The organism is Planomonospora parontospora, assembly GCA_014647935.1.
Classification (GTDB): domain Bacteria; phylum Actinomycetota; class Actinomycetes; order Streptosporangiales; family Streptosporangiaceae; genus Planomonospora; species Planomonospora parontospora.
Map to the genome: position 1 here is coordinate 140,795 of BMQD01000010.1, position 14,398 is coordinate 155,192.

Consider the following 14,398-nt stretch of genomic DNA (forward strand, 5'->3'; position numbering starts at 1 on the left):
CACACAGCGGGGTCCTTGTCCGTCCCGCAGCTCCGCGGGCCGCCCGGACGACCTGCGCGCCGCCCACGAAACCGCCGCCCGCCGGTCCGCCGGGCCGCCGGGCCGCTGGTCACTGGCCCCGCAGGTCGGCCAGGAGCCCGGGCAGCTCGTCCGGCTTGACCATGACCTCCCGCGCCTTCGACCCCTCGCTCGGGCCGACGACGTTCCGGCTCTCCAGCAGGTCCATCAGCCGGCCCGCTTTGGCGAAGCCCACCCGCAGCTTGCGCTGGAGCATCGAGGTCGAGCCGAACTGGGTGGTCACGATCAGCTCGGCCGCCTGCACCAGCAGGTCGAGGTCGTCGCCGATGTCCTCGTCGATCTCCTTCTTGACGGTGGCCGCGGCCATCACGTCGGGGCGGTACTCGGCCTGCATCTGGGCCTTGCAGTGCGCGACGACCTCGGCGATCTCCTTCTCGGAGACGAAGGCGTTCTGCAGCCGCATGGGCTTGCTGGCGCCCATCGGCAGGAAGAGCGCGTCACCCTGGCCGACCAGCTTCTCCGCGCCGGGCTGGTCGAGGATGACCCGGCTGTCGGCGAGGGAGGAGGTGGCGAAGGCCAGCCGGGAGGGCACGTTGGCCTTGATCAGGCCGGTGACGACGTCCACCGAGGGGCGCTGGGTGGCGATGACCAGGTGGATGCCGGCCGCGCGGGCGAGCTGGGTGATGCGCACGATGGAGTCCTCGACGTCGCGCGGGGCCACCATCATCAGGTCGGCGAGCTCGTCCACGATGACCAGCAGGTAGGGGTAGGGCTGGTAGACCCGCTCGCTGCCGGGCGGCGGCACGAGCTTGCCCGCGCGCACCGCCTTGTTGAAGTCGTCCACGTGCCGGAAGCCGCTGGCGGCCAGGTCGTCGTAGCGGCGGTCCATCTCGCCCACCACCCACTCCAGGGCCTCGGCGGCCTTCTTGGGGTTGGTGATGATCGGCGTGATGAGGTGCGGAATGCCCTCGTAGACGGACAGCTCCACCCGCTTGGGGTCGACCAGCACCATCCGGACCTCGTCGGGGGTGGCGCGCATCAGGATCGAGGAGATCAGGCCGTTGACGCAGACCGACTTGCCCGCGCCGGTGGCACCCGCGATGAGCAGGTGCGGCATCTTGGCCAGGTTGGCCACTATCGTCCGGCCCTCGACGTCCTTGCCGAGGCCCACGATCATCGGGTGGTGATCGGCCTGGGCCACCTGCGAGCGCAGGATGTCGCCGAGCGAGACGAGGTCCTTGTCGGTGTTCGGGATCTCCACGCCGATCGCCGACTTGCCGGGAATCGGCGACAGGATCCGGACGTCGGCCGACTTGACCGCGTAGGCGATGTTCTTGGTGAGCGCGGTGACCTTCTCGACCTTGACCGCGGGGCCGAGCTCGATCTCGTAGCGCGTCACCGTCGGCCCCCGGGTGAAGCCGATCACCTGGGCGTCGATCCCGAACTGCTCCAGCACGCTGGTCAGCGCGTTGACCACGACGGTGTTGGCCTTGGTCTGCGGCTTGGGCGCGGTGCCCGGGTGCAGGAGCTGCGCGTCGGGCAGGGTGTACGGCCCGGCCTGCGGGGAGAGCACCAGCTGCTCCACCTTGCGCGGCGCCGGGGTGGGGGCGGGCGGCTCCAGCAGGGCCGTCACCTGGGCCGCCGGGGCGCCGGCGGCCCCGGGGTCCACCGGCTCCTCGTCGTCCACCAGGCCGGGCACGATCTCCGGCGAGTGCCCGGCGAGCCTGCCCGGCGTCTCGGCGATCACCGGCGTGTCGTACGGCTTGACGCCGTCGCCCGGTTCGGCGGTGCCCGGCTCCCCGCCGTCCGCCCTGCGCCCCTGCCGCTTCCCGGCGGGCCGCTTCGCCGCCGTCCTGGGCGGTGCCGCCGCCCGGGCGGCCAGGGCGGCCTCCCGGTTGAAGAGCATGTGCCTGATCTCGCCCAGCCGCTCGGGGACGCGGTGCACCGGGGTCGCGGTGATCACCAGGACGCCGAAGCCGGACAGGATCAGCAGCAGCGGGATCGTGATGAACGCGGGCAGGATGCTCGCCGGGGGCGCCGAGATGACGAACCCGATCATGCCGCCGGCGGCCGACACCTTGTCCATGCCGTCGGCGGGCCCTCCCGAGGGGTACGGCGTGCCGTGCGCGACGTGCACGATGCCGAGCACCCCGGTCATGAGGGCGGACCACCCGATCATCATCCGCCCGGTGTCGGGGCTCTGGTCCGGGTGGCGCAGGATCCGCCAGGCCAGCAGGGCCAGCATGACGGGGATCACCCAGGTGAGCGAGCCGAACACGCCGCGCATGACGGCGTCGACCACCTCGGTGACCGCGCCCGTGGGGGCCCGCCACGTCATGGCCGCCAGCACGATCGCCCCGGAGAACACCGCGAGCCCGAGGCCGTCGCGGCGGTGCACCGGGTCCAGCTCCCGCGCGTTCTGCCCCAGCGCGCGCGCCGCGCTGCCGACGGCGCCCGCGAGGAGCATCCAGATCCCCACGAACAGCTTGGCGACCATGGTGAGGAGCCAGCCGAGCGGGTCCGGCTGGGAGGAGGCCGGCCTGCGCGCCGCGGCGGCCTTCGGGCGGGCGGCGGGCCGTCTGGCGGAAGCCGTACGGGCAGGGGTGGACCTCGACCGGCTGGAGGCTCCCTTGGCCGGAGTTTTGCCTGAGGCGCCTTTTGACGTACGGGTGGCCATGCTAGGGAGGTTAACGATCGACCGGGCGGATCGCGCGGAGGCTCGCCGCAACCGGACGAGCCGGGCGCCCGCTCTCCCGCGCGGCGGCGACGGCCGTTCCGGGAGTCAGGGATCGCCCCGGCCCCGCGACACGAACCCTCCTCGCCTTCCGTAGCCGCCACATAACGGAATAGCCCCTAAGGAAAGCGCCTTCCGTCCTATGTATTGACATGACGTTCCATGTAGTAGAACCTCCTCACCAAACAGGACGTTGGGAGGAGAGACCATGTCCGCACTCGACTGGTCCGTGCTGGGCGCGTACTTCCTTGTGATGGTCGCCATCGGCGTGTGGTCCAGGAGCCGGATCAGGAACGTGATCGACTTCTTCACCGCGGGAGGCCGGATCCCCTGGTGGCTGTCCGGCATCTCCCATCACATGTCGGGCTACAGCGCGATCATGTTCGTGGCCTTCGCGGCGGTCGCCTACAACTACGGCCTGGCCATGTACGTCTGGTGGGCGCTGACCATCGGCCTCGGCGTCGGCATCGGCGCCTTCGTCTGGGCCGCCCGGTGGAACCGGCTGCGCTCCAAGCACGGGGTGGCCTCCCCGCTGGAGTACCTCGCCCGCCGCTACGACCTCCCCACCCAGCAGGTGCTCGCCTACAGCGGCGCGCTGCTGAAGGTGGTGGACATCGCCGCCAAATGGGTGGCGATCGCGGTGCTGCTCAAGGGCTTCGCCGGCATCCCCATCCTCTGGGGCATCCTGATCACCGGGGCCGTCACGCTGGTCTACATCACCGCCGGCGGCCTCTGGGCGGACGTGCTGACCGACTTCGGGCAGTTCGTCATCCAGGGCGTCGCGGGCGTCGCCATGTTCGTCGCGATCATGTCCCACCTGGACGGCGTCGCGACGCTCTGGACCATGTGGGACAAGCTCCCCGAGGGCCACGGCGACCCGTTCGCCGGGCCGTACACCACGACCTTCTTCCTGGCCATGCTGTTCATCAAGACCTTCGAGTACAACGGCGGCATGTGGAACCTCGCCCAGCGCTACATGGCCTCCCCCTCGGGCTCGGCGGCCAGGCGCTCGGCGCTGCTGTCCAGCGTGCTCTGGCTGATCTGGCCGCTGATCCTGTTCGTCCCGATGTTCGCCGCCCCGCTGATCGTGCCGGGCCTGGCCAACGCCGAGGAGGCCTACGTCAAACTGGCGCAGACCCTGCTGCCGCAGGGCCTGATCGGGCTGGTGCTGGCGGGCTTCTTCTCGCACACCATGGCCATGGTCGCCTCCGACGCCAACGTGATCTCCTCGGTCATCACCCGGGACATCGCCCCGGTGGTCGTCCGGCGGGTGCGCGAGCTGTCCGCGCACGCCGAGCTGACCTTCGCCCGGGTGACCACGTTCACCTTCGTACTGATCAGCATGGTGATCGCGATCTCCACCGAGGGACAGGGCGTCGTGCTGAAGATCGTCGTCGACCTGGTCGCGGCCACCATGGGACCGATCTCGATCCCGCTGATGCTGGGCATGCTCCCCTGGTTCAAGCGGAGCGGGCCGACCGCCGCGATCGTCTCGTGGGCCGCCGGGCTGGGCGTCTGGGCCTACGTCAAGTGGATCCTCGAGTCCAAGGACACCGCGATGGTGGTCGGCGTCCCGCTGGTCACCTCGCTGGTCCTCTACGTGGCGATCGGGCTGCTGAAGCCGGAGGGCACCCCGGAGCGGGACGCGCTCGTCGACTCGCTCGACACCGACCCGGAGCCCGAGCGGGCCGCCGCCGGCGCCTGAGCGCGCGGCGGGAGGCGCCCGCGGAAGCCCCTGAGCCCGCGGGAGACGCCCGACCACGCGGAGGAGGGGGCCGGACATCAGTCCGGCCCCCTCCCCGTACGTCCGCTCCCTGCGGTTACTTGTCGGACTCCAGGACGCCGCCGTTGGCCACGTCGGACTTCTCGATCTCCGTGAAGAGGATGCGCACCGCCTCACGGCGGGCCTTGAGGACGTTCACCGCGGCCTCGGTCACCGCCGCCGCGAACTCGCGGCGCTGGTCGAGGGTCCGTCCGGAGAGCAGTTCGACGGTGATGTTGGGCATGTCGGCCTCCTTGTTGCATGACATAAGACTGAGTCCCGCTACATGAAACAATATGCCATCCACCACCACTACGGAAAGCGCTTGCCTACAGGCGGCGCCCCAGAGGCCCGAATCGTTCTCCATGGCCCGGGCCCTGAGACTCCCACAGCGCCCGGCACCGGTGCCGCCGCGGACGGCTCCGGTGACACCGGGCCGAGGGGATCCGCCGCGAGGTGCGGCGCTTCCGCCCTCCGGGGCGGGCCGTCGACAATACTGTGTAGCACACACTATTGTGTCACCATGGCCGATGAAGACCTGCTCCGGAGTCAGGCGCAGGAGTTGCGCCGCGGCACGGTCGTGCTGGCCTGCCTGATGCTGCTCAGGCAGGCGCAGTACGGCTACGCCCTGCTGGAGACGTTGAACGGCGCCGGGATCGCCGTCGACGGCAACACCCTCTATCCGCTGCTGCGTCGGCTGGAGAAGCAGGGTCTGCTCACCAGCGAGTGGAACACCGAGGAGTCCCGGCCGCGGAAGTTCTACCGGGTCAGCGCAGAGGGTTCCCGGACGGGCGCGCTGCTGGCGCGCGAATGGGAGGACCTCGTCACCACGGTCCGACGACTTATCGAGGAGAATCGTTGAGCACGCTCACCGAACGTTACGTGCACGAGGTCGTCCGGCGGATCCCGGGCGACCAGCGCGCCGAGGTGGCCGACGAACTGCACGCCACGATCGCCGACACGGTGGAGGCACGCGGCACCCCTCAGGCCGAGCGTGACGTGCTCGCCGAGATGGGCGATCCGATCAGGCTCGCCGCCCGCTACGCCGACCGGCCGCTCACGCTGATCGGGCCCGAGCTCTACCCGGCGTACCTGCGGCTGATGGCGGTCCTTCTGGCCGCGGTGCTGCCGTTGACCGTCGCCGCGGCCGTGGCGCTGGACGTCCTCGACCACGACGACGCCGGCTCGGCGATCGGGACGGGTATCGGCACGTTGTTCGCCGTCGGCGCCCAGCTCGTCACCTGGCCTACCGTGGTGTTCGCGCTGGTCGAGCGGTCGCGCCGGAGCGCCGCGCTCGCCGCCCCGTGGACGCCCGACGACCTGCCGCCGTCCGGCGGGCCGTCAGGCGGAGGGACGGCGGGGGCCTGCGCCTCCGCGGCCTGGAACGCGCTGCTGGTGGCGCTGATCGTCTGGCAGCACACCGCCAGGCCGTACCGCACGGACGGCGGTGAGCGGGTGGAGGTCCTCCTGTGGTCGGGCTGGATGGGGCCGATCGTGGCCGGTCTGGCCGGAATGGCGCTGCTCGAGCTGGTGCGGGTCGCTGCGGGAGGCTGGAGCCTGAGGCTCGCCACCGCGTACGCCGCCGCCGGCGCGGTCTTCGCGCTCCCGCTGGCGTGGATCCTGTACCGGCACGAGTTCTTCGACCCGGCCTTCCTCGCCGACGTGACGGTGGCCCCGGCCTTCTACACCGTCACCGCGCTCGGCGTGCTCGCGGTGACCGCGGGCGACGTGTTCAGGCGGTTCCGCCGGGCCGTATGAGGCCCCCGGGGCGTCCTGGCGTCTGTGGCGCCCGTCCGGCCGCCGATCGCGCCGGCCGCGGCATCAGCCGCGGACGGCGGGGAGCGGGGCGCCCAGCGCGAGCGAGACCTCCCGCGCGGCGGCGACGACCTCGGGGGCCAGCCGCTCGAGGCCCTCGCGGTCCATGTCCATCGCGAGCGCGGAGATGGAGATGCCGCCCAGGACCTGCCCGGTGTGGTCGAAGACCGGGGCGCCCACGCAGAGGACCTCCGGGTGGTTCTCCTCGTCGTCCAGCGCGTACCCCCGGGAGCGCACCTCGGCGAGGTGCGCCAGGAGGGCGTCCACCTCGGTCAGCGTGCCGGGGGTCATCCGGGGCAGGCCGGTCCGGGCGCAGATCGCGCGGACCTCGTCCGCGGGGAGCCAGGCCAGGACGGCCTTGCCGATGGCGGTGCAGTGCAGCCGCAGGCTCATCCCGACGCGCGAGGGCATCTGGTACGGCCGGCGGCCCTCCAGCTTGGAGACGTAGACCGCCTCGTCGCCGCTGCGGACGGCGAAGTGCGTGGTGTAGCCGATCCGCTCGTGCAGCGCGCTCAGCGCGCCGGCGGCCTGGCGGGCCGGGTCGAACCGGTTCATGACCCGGCCGGCCAGGGTGAGGATGCGGGGGCCGGGTTCGTAACCGCCGTTCCCGTCCGTCCGGGCGAACCCCCACTCGACCAGCGACTGGAGGATGCGGTGGACGGTCGACTTCGACACCCCCGTCTCCGCGGCGATGTCGGTGACGCGGTGGTGCTCGGCGATCGCCTCCAGCACCGTCAGCGCCTTGTCGATGGAACTGCCTTCCCTGGCCACGTGGTGATCCTACTGGTCAGCGCGCCAACCAGCCTCCGTCGACCGCCAGCACGTGCCCGTTGACGTAGTCGGAGGCCCGGGAGGCCAGGAAGACGGCCGCCCCCGCGAGGTCCTCCGGCTCGCCCCAGCGGCCCGCGGGGATGCGCCCGGAGATCTCCGCCTCGCGCACCGGGTCCGCGCGGAGCCGCTCGGTGTTGGCGGTCGCGATGTAGCCCGGCGCGATCGCGTTGACCTGCACCCCCTTCGGCGCCCACTCGCACGCCAGCGCCCGGGTGAGCCCGGCGACCCCGTGCTTGGCCGCGGTGTAGCCGGGCACGTTGACGCCGCCCTGGAAGGAGAGCATGGAGGCGATCATGATGATCTTCCCCGAGCCCCGGGCCAGCATGCCCGCCCCGACCGCCTGGCTGAGCAGGAAGACGGCGTCGAGGTTGACGCCGAGCACCCCGCGGAAGTCGGCGTAGGAGTGCTCGGCCGCGGGCGCCCGGCGGATGATCCCGGCGTTGTTGACCAGCACGTCGACCGGGCCCAGCTGCGCCGCCGCCTCGGGGATCCGCGCGGGGTCCGACAGGTCGAGGATCCACCGGGAGGCCTGCCGGCCCGTCTTGCGCACCTCGGCCTCGACCTCGTCGAGGTCGTCGTCGCGGCCGTGCAGCACCAGGTCGGCCCCGGCGGCCGCCAGGGCCAGCGCCACCGCCCGGCCGATGCCGGTCCGCGCCCCGGTGACGAGGGCGGTCCGGCCCGCCAGCGAGAACATCCCCTCCGCCGCCGCCATCAGCGCAGCTCGCCGATCGCGACCGGCTCCATGTCGTCGTAGGCCTGGTTCTCCCCGCCCATGGCCCAGACGAAGGAGTAGGCGTGCGTGCCGAAGCCGCAGTGCACCGACCAGGGCGGCGAGACGACCGCCTGCCGGTCGGCCACCACCAGGTTGCGGGTCTCGTCGGGACGGCCCATCAGGTGGATCACCCGCTGGCCGGCCGGGAGGCCGAAGTAGAAGTAGACCTCGGTCCTGCGCTCGTGGGTGTGGCAGGGCATGGTGTTCCACATGCTGCCGGGCTCCAGCACGGTCACGCCGAGCACCAGCTGGCAGCTCTGCACGCCCTTGGCGTGGACGTGCTTGTAGATGGTGCGATCGTTGGAGCCCTCCGGACCGCCCAGCCGTACCGGCTCGGCGTCGGCCAGGGTGCTCAGCGCCGTCGGGTGGTCGGCGTGCGCCGCGGTGGAGACGAGGTAGAAGGCCCCGTCGAAGGCCACCTCGCGGCTCCCCCGGCCGACGTAGAGGCATTCCTTCGGCCCCAGCTCGTACGGCGTGCCGTCCACGGTCACCGTGCCCGGCCCGTCCCCCACGTTGACCGCGCCCAGCTCCCGGCGCTCCAGGAAGTACCCGGCGCGCAGCGCGTCCGGGTTCGGCAGGGCCGCCCGGCCCAGTGCCCCGCCCACCACGATCCTGTCCTCGTGCGAGTAGACCAGGCGGACCTCCCCGGGGGCGAACAGGTCTTCGACCAGGAACCGGGAGCGCAGCCAGTCGGTGGTGGAGCCCGGGATCTGGTCGGGCGCCGTGGCGTGCCGTACCTCCATCGACCCTCCTTGTTCTGTTACATGAAATTAAAATTCGCTATATGGAACACTCCGAGCATACAACGACGCCGCCCCCCGGTACATCGACCGGGAGGCGGCGTCGTCAGGAAGGGTGTCGCCGGGAGGGGCGCCGTCGCGAACGGCGGGACCGCGGCGGACCGGTCAGACCTCGACGATCACCGGGATGATCATCGGGCGGCGGCGGTAGGTGTTGCTCACCCAGCTCCCCACGGTCCTGCGGACCACGCGGCGGATCTGCTGGATGTCGACCACCCCGTCGGCGGCGTTCTCCTGTAGCGCCTTCTCCACCTGCGGCAGGACCTCGTCGAACCGGTCGGGGTCGATGCCGGAGCCGCGGGCGTGGATCTCCGGGCCCGCGGTCACCTTGCCGGTGTTGGAGTCGACCACGATGACCACCGAGATGAAGCCCTCCTCGCCCAGGATCCGCCGGTCCTTGAGGGCGAACTCGGTGACGTCGCCCACCGAGGTGCCGTCCACGTAGACGTAGCCGGCCTGGACCGCGCCGGTGATCCGCGCGCGCCCGTCGACCAGGTCCACCACCACGCCGTCCTCGGCGATCACGATGTGGTCGTCGGGCACGCCGGTCAGCGCGGCGAGCTTGGCATGCGCCCGCAGGTGCCGCCACTCGCCGTGCACCGGCATGAAGTTGGACGGCCGGGTCAGGTTGAGCACGTACAGCAGCTCGCCCGCGGCGGCGTGGCCGGAGACGTGCACCTTGGCGTTGCCCTTGTGCACCACCCGGGCGCCCCAGCGGGTCAGCCCGTTGATCACCCTGGTGACCGCGGTCTCGTTGCCGGGCACCAGCGACGAGGCCAGCAGCACGGTGTCGCCCTCGGCGACCCGGATCGGGTGGTCGCGGTTGGCCATGCGCGACAGCGCCGCCATCGGCTCGCCCTGGGAACCGGTGCAGATCAGCACCACCTCGTCCGGCGGCCAGCCCTCGATCTCCTTGGAGTCGACGACCAGCCCCGGCGGGATCCGCAGGTAGCCCAGGTCGCGCGCCACGCCCATGTTGCGCACCATGGAGCGGCCGATGAGGGCGACCTTGCGGCCGTGCCGCTCGGCGGCGTCGATGACCTGCTGCACGCGGTGGATGTGCGAGGCGAAGCTCGCCACGATCACCCGCTTGGACGAGGTGCGGACCACCTCGTCGATGACCGGGCCGATCTCCCGCTCGCTGGTGACGAAGCCCGGCACCTCGGCGTTGGTGGAGTCGGACATCAGCAGGTCGACGCCCTCGCGGCCGAGCCGGGCGAAGCCGCCCAGGTCGGTCAGGCGCCCGTCGCTGGGCAGCTGGTCCATCCGGAAGTCGCCGGTGTGCAGGACGATGCCCGCGGGCGTGCGGACCGCCACCGCCAGCGCGTCCGGGATCGAGTGGTTGACCGCGAGGAACTCGCAGTCGAACGGCCCGAACGCGCGCCGCTGCTCCTCGGCCACCTCGACCTTGACCGGCTGGATCCGGTGCTCGGTCAGCTTGGCCTCCAGCAGCGCCAGCGTCAGCTTCGAGCCGACCACCGGGATGTTCCGGCGCTCGCGCAGGAGGTACGGCACGGCGCCGATGTGGTCCTCGTGGCCGTGCGTGAGGATGACCGCCTCGATGTCGTCCAGGCGGTCCCGGATGTAGTCGAAGTCGGGCAGGATCAGGTCGATGCCCGGCTGCTCGGCCTCGGGGAAGAGCACCCCGCAGTCGACGACCAGCAGGCGCCCGTCGAACTCGAACACCGCCATGTTGCGGCCGATCTCACCGAGACCGCCCAGCGCCACGATGCGCAGCGCACCCTCGGGCAGCGGCGGAGGCGGCCCGAGTTCGGGATGGGGGTGACTCATCCGGCCACACCTCTCTCACATGCGTCGTGCAGCCCGCGGGCCGTCGGGACCGCTCCCTCGCCGAACGCTCCGGACCCCTGCGTGCCCTGGTGTCTTCTCTGCTTCAAACCGGTTTTCCTCCAAGCTGCGACCGCTCCCGATCGCGACGTTCCTTCTCACACCACATCTCAGTCGGACAGCTTCACGCCGCCCGCGACCAGTTCCGCGCGCAGGTTCGCCACCTGCTGCTCCGTGGCCTCCACCAGGGGCGAACGCACGGGGCCCGCGGGGCGCCCCACCAGCGCCAGCGCCGCCTTGGCCATGATCGCACCGCCCGCCTGCATCATGATCCCCGAGACCACCGGGAGCAGCCTGCGGTGGATCTCCAGCGCGCCCGCCACGTCGCCGGAGCGGTGCAACCGCATCATCTCGGCGATGTCGGCGCCCACGACGTGCCCCACGACGCTCACGCACCCGGCCGCCCCGACGGAGAGCCACGGCAGGTTCAGCGTGTCGTCACCCGAGTAGAAGACCAGATCGGTGAAGGCCATGACCTGCGAACCGGTGAACAGATCCGCCTTGGCGTCCTTCACCGCGACGATGCGCTCGTGCTGCGCCAGCCTGACCAGGGTCTCGATCTGGATCGGCACGCCGCTGCGGCCGGGGATGTCGTAGAGCATCACCGGCAGGCCGGTGGCGTCCGCCACCGCCGCGAAGTGCCGGTAGAGCCCCTCCTGCGGCGGCTTGCTGTAGTACGGCGTCACCACGAGCAGGCCGTGGGCCCCGGCGCGCTCGGCGGCGCGGGCCAGCACGACGCTGTGGCGGGTGTCGTTGGTGCCCGCCCCGGCCACCACGACGGCGCGGTCGCCGACCGCCTCCAGTACGGCGCGCAGCAGGCGCTCCTTCTCCTCGTCGGTGGTGGTCGGGGACTCGCCCGTCGTACCGCTCACCACGAGCCCGTCGTTGCGCTGCTCGTCCACCAGGTAGGTGGCCAGTCGCTGCGCCCCCTCGTAGTCGACCGCGCCGTCGTCGGTGAACGGCGTGACCATGGCGGTCAGCATGCGGCCAAAGGGGGCGTCGGAGGTTGTCGTCGGCGCTGCCATAGACCGAACGGTACCCGGATCCGGAGAAGCGGTGGACCCCGCCACCCCTCTCACCCCCCGTACACCGCCAGGTCCTTGAGCGAATATCCCCATTTGGTGCCCCGTTTCATACCGTATACACGGATGTAGCGGGCAGTGGCGGACAGGCCCTTCAGGTCGTCCACCTCCCCGTTCCCATCGGCGACCTCGCGGATCCGCGTCCACGAGACGCCGTCGGCGGAGCCCTCGACCCGGTAGCGCGAACCGTACGCCCGCTCCCAGCGGAGCACCACCCGCGCGATGTCGCGGGGTGCGCCGAGGTCGACCCGGATCCACTGCGGGTCGACCTTCAGAGCCGAGGCCCAGCGGGTCTCCGGGTCGCCGTCGACGGCCTTCTCCGGGCCGAGGCCGGCCGCCTCGACGCCCGAGGCGGTCACCGGGCGGCCCCGCGCCAGGTCGGGGGCTGCCGGGCGGTCGGGCTCCGGGCCGGAGCCGGCCGAACGGTCCGGCACCGGGTCGGGGACGGCCGCGTAGACCGCCGCCACCTGTGCGGGCGTCAGCGCCCTGCCCGACATGACGACCTCGTCCAGCGCGCCCCCGAAGGGGCCCATCGAGCCCGTGGGCAGGTCGATCACCTCGGGCACCCGGCCCGTCCGGCGGCCGTTCACGTACAGGGTGGTGCCGCGGGGATCGGCGACCAGGACGAGGTGGGTCCAGCGGTTCAGCGGGAGGCGGTGACCGAAGGAGAACTCCCTGGCGCCCGAGACCGCGACCTCGCCGCCGTCGACGACGATCGCCCGGTCGAGGCGGCCGAGCAGGACACCGCGTGCCCGGTCCTCGCTCCGCACCCACATGGAGACCGCCCACGGCGGGCTCTTCGACGCGGCGCCGAGCACGAACCGCCGGCCCTCGCCGAACCGCGCCGCGCCGCCGACCCGCCCGGGCACCGGGAACCGCGGCGCGCCGTCCGCCGCGGCGGTCGCGTGCACGCCGCCCGTCTCGTCGGCCGCCGTGACCAGCAGTCCGTCGCGCCACGCGGCCGGGACGTGGGTGTCGCCCTCCGGCACGTGGAGCGTGTCGAAGGTGTAGCGGTGCTCCGCCCGGACGAGCGGCTCCTCCGGCGAGAGGCCCGGAGCGTCCCCCACCGTGTGCAGTCTGTCCGCGAAACCCTCCGCGGGCGACAGGCGGTTCCACGCCCGCTCGGCGAACTCCGCCCTGAGGCCCGCCAGGACCGCTTCGGCGGCCCCCGGGTCGCCGAAGACCGCGGTGTCGGCGATCAGGGCCCGGCCGAAGCCCTCGGCCTCGGGAGTCCACGCCAGGAGGTCTCCGGCGTGCGAGCCCGCGGCGGGGAAGGCGTCGATGACGTCGTGCTGACCGTTCCGCACGATCGCCCCGGTCTCCGGCGAGCCCTCGTTGAGGATCACCGGCCTGCCGTCCAGCGCCGGGAGGCGGTCGCGGACCCGCAGGACCGGCCTCCGGCCGGGGGTCTCGACGTGCCCGGCCAGCTCGGCCGCCCCCTCCAGCCACTCCGGCTCGTCGCAGGCGTCGATCCGGCCGAGGCCGACGAGCGGCGCGTCGAACCATCCCGTGAAGGCGTCGAGCACGGCGGTGAGCCGCCGCCTCACCCCGGGATCCGCCAGGTCGGGCACGTGCTCGGCGGCACAGCGCCGGGACGGGGTGAGCACCGCCGTGTCCCCCAGCACGTCGATCTCCGGCACCACGGTGACGTGGTGGCGGCGGGCCGTGGCCTGGACCGCCTCCATGTCGGAGCGGGTGTACCTCAGCCCGGGGACCGCCCCGGCGAAGGCGGGGTCGTGCAACCGGAGCGCGGCGTCCCCGGAGAGCCGCAGATAGAGCGTGTTCAGCTTCAGCCAGGACATCCGGCGGACGAGGTCCTCGATCCGCGCGACGGGCCAGAACCCGCCCTGCACGTCGAGGACGACCATGCGGCTGCCCGCCTCGGGCCGGTCCTCGAGCCTGCCGTACGGCGCCTCGCCCCCGGCCCTGAGGAGCTGGAGCAGCGTGCGCCCGCCGTAGAAGAGCCCGGCCGGTGTGGACGCGGTGATCTCGACGTGTGCGCCGAGCTCCATGCGGTAGCCCTCCGGAACCCCGGCGCTCTCCAGCCCTTCGGCGCCCCCCGCTCCGCCGGAGCTCTGCCGGCCCTCGGCGCTCCCCTGGCCCTCGGGGTTCTGCGGGTCCTCGGCGGTCCCTTGGCCGTCGGGGACCCGCGGGCCTTCGACGGTTTCCGGGCCCTCGGGGTTCTGCCGGCCTCCGGCGGCCCCTTGGTCACCGGGTCGGTCACCGGGCCGGTTACCGGGACCGTCCCGCCCGGTCAGGACCACGTCACCGGCCACCGGTTCCGGGGTCCCGCCGACGACCACGGGCACGGGCAGGCCCGTCACCTCGCGCAGGTCCGCGGCGAGCCGCTCGGCCTCCTCCCTCGACTCCGCCCCCGCCAGGACACGGGAGTCCCGGCCGGGCCGGAACGACCCCTCGCCGCCGCCCGCCCACCCGGCCGGCGCGGGCACCACGGCCGGGAGGGCGTCCCCCCGGGTCCCTGCCCCGGCCGGTGCCGCCGCCGTCGCGACGACGAGGACGACCGCGAGAGCAGCCGTTAAGGGTCGCACCAAATATCCACACACGGGAGGTAATAATATTTATGTCCACTTTGTCCAGGCAGCCAGGACGGCCGGAGGCCGGGACACGAAAGGGACACGAAAAGAAGAGGCCGCCGATATGTGCTCGGGGGTACACACATCGACGACCTCTACCGTTGAATCGGGCCCACCCCCAGGAGCGTTACAGGATTCGCCA

The 14,398-nt window shown here is 72.2% G+C and carries 11 protein-coding genes; 3 read left to right on the forward strand and 8 right to left on the reverse strand.

The genetic code is table 11. The features are described from left to right. Positions 1-109: 109 nt before the first annotated feature. Positions 110-2,695 carry an FtsK/SpoIIIE family DNA translocase gene (locus tag IEZ07_RS17315; RefSeq protein WP_191895692.1) on the reverse strand — a complete coding sequence of 862 codons (2,586 nt, stop codon included), beginning with the start codon at positions 2,693-2,695 and terminating at the stop codon, positions 110-112. Between the two features lie 265 nt (positions 2,696-2,960). Here IEZ07_RS17315 and IEZ07_RS17320 point away from each other — a divergent pair, with 265 nt between their 5' ends. Continuing rightward, entirely contained in the window at positions 2,961-4,457 is a 1,497-nt protein-coding gene (locus IEZ07_RS17320; protein WP_191895693.1) for a sodium:solute symporter family protein, read from the forward strand. 115 nt (positions 4,458-4,572) lie between these two features. On the opposite strand, the gene IEZ07_RS17325 is transcribed toward IEZ07_RS17320, so the two are convergent. Beyond that, positions 4,573-4,758: a tautomerase family protein gene (locus IEZ07_RS17325; protein ID WP_191895694.1), complete on the reverse strand. Its 186-nt coding sequence runs from the start codon at positions 4,756-4,758 to the stop codon at positions 4,573-4,575. 279 nt (positions 4,759-5,037) lie between these two features. Here IEZ07_RS17325 and IEZ07_RS17330 point away from each other — a divergent pair, with 279 nt between their 5' ends. Beyond that, complete coding sequence (locus IEZ07_RS17330; protein ID WP_191895695.1) at positions 5,038-5,376, forward strand: PadR family transcriptional regulator; 339 nt, start codon at positions 5,038-5,040, stop codon at positions 5,374-5,376. Beyond that, positions 5,373-6,272 (forward strand): HAAS signaling domain-containing protein, encoded by a 900-nt coding sequence (locus tag IEZ07_RS17335; protein ID WP_239320072.1) that lies wholly within the window; start codon positions 5,373-5,375, stop codon positions 6,270-6,272. The genes IEZ07_RS17330 and IEZ07_RS17335 overlap by 4 nt, the downstream gene beginning before the upstream one ends. A gap of 63 nt (positions 6,273-6,335) precedes the next feature. On the opposite strand, the gene IEZ07_RS17340 is transcribed toward IEZ07_RS17335, so the two are convergent. From IEZ07_RS17340 to IEZ07_RS17365, 6 genes are all read right to left on the reverse strand, one after another. Further along, positions 6,336-7,100, reverse strand: coding sequence for an IclR family transcriptional regulator (locus IEZ07_RS17340; RefSeq protein WP_191895697.1), 765 nt, complete (start codon positions 7,098-7,100; stop codon positions 6,336-6,338). Between the two features lie 16 nt (positions 7,101-7,116). Continuing rightward, positions 7,117-7,872 carry an SDR family oxidoreductase gene (locus tag IEZ07_RS17345; RefSeq protein WP_191895698.1) on the reverse strand — a complete coding sequence of 252 codons (756 nt, stop codon included), beginning with the start codon at positions 7,870-7,872 and terminating at the stop codon, positions 7,117-7,119. Then, the gene (kduI, locus tag IEZ07_RS17350) at positions 7,872-8,675 is read right to left on the reverse strand and encodes a 5-dehydro-4-deoxy-D-glucuronate isomerase (RefSeq protein WP_191895699.1); all 804 of its coding nucleotides are present in this window, start codon (positions 8,673-8,675) and stop codon (positions 7,872-7,874) included. Before kduI ends, IEZ07_RS17345 begins: the two co-directional genes overlap by 1 nt. 162 nt (positions 8,676-8,837) lie before the next feature. Next, positions 8,838-10,523: a ribonuclease J gene (locus tag IEZ07_RS17355; protein ID WP_191895700.1), complete on the reverse strand. Its 1,686-nt coding sequence runs from the start codon at positions 10,521-10,523 to the stop codon at positions 8,838-8,840. 167 nt (positions 10,524-10,690) lie between these two features. Next, on the reverse strand, positions 10,691-11,605 hold the full coding sequence (dapA, locus tag IEZ07_RS17360; protein ID WP_191895701.1) for a 4-hydroxy-tetrahydrodipicolinate synthase: 915 nt from the start codon (positions 11,603-11,605) through the stop codon (positions 10,691-10,693). Between the two features lie 50 nt (positions 11,606-11,655). Beyond that, a complete protein-coding gene (locus tag IEZ07_RS17365; RefSeq protein ID WP_191895702.1) occupies positions 11,656-14,211 on the reverse strand; it encodes a discoidin domain-containing protein in 2,556 nt (851 codons plus the stop codon). Positions 14,212-14,398 lie beyond the last annotated feature (187 nt).

What these genes read in the sequence shown, in the direction of transcription:
- IEZ07_RS17315 (WP_191895692.1), bottom strand. Translation starts at nt 2,695, where the DNA reads ATGGCCACCCGTACGTCAAAAGGCGCCTCAGGCAAAACTCCGGCCAAG.
- kduI (WP_191895699.1), bottom strand. Translation starts at nt 8,675, where the DNA reads ATGGAGGTACGGCACGCCACGGCGCCCGACCAGATCCCGGGCTCCACC.
- dapA (WP_191895701.1), bottom strand. Translation starts at nt 11,605, where the DNA reads ATGGCAGCGCCGACGACAACCTCCGACGCCCCCTTTGGCCGCATGCTG.
- IEZ07_RS17320 (WP_191895693.1), top strand. Translation starts at nt 2,961, where the DNA reads ATGTCCGCACTCGACTGGTCCGTGCTGGGCGCGTACTTCCTTGTGATG.
- IEZ07_RS17325 (WP_191895694.1), bottom strand. Translation starts at nt 4,758, where the DNA reads ATGCCCAACATCACCGTCGAACTGCTCTCCGGACGGACCCTCGACCAG.
- IEZ07_RS17355 (WP_191895700.1), bottom strand. Translation starts at nt 10,523, where the DNA reads ATGAGTCACCCCCATCCCGAACTCGGGCCGCCTCCGCCGCTGCCCGAG.
- IEZ07_RS17345 (WP_191895698.1), bottom strand. Translation starts at nt 7,872, where the DNA reads ATGGCGGCGGCGGAGGGGATGTTCTCGCTGGCGGGCCGGACCGCCCTC.
- IEZ07_RS17330 (WP_191895695.1), top strand. Translation starts at nt 5,038, where the DNA reads ATGGCCGATGAAGACCTGCTCCGGAGTCAGGCGCAGGAGTTGCGCCGC.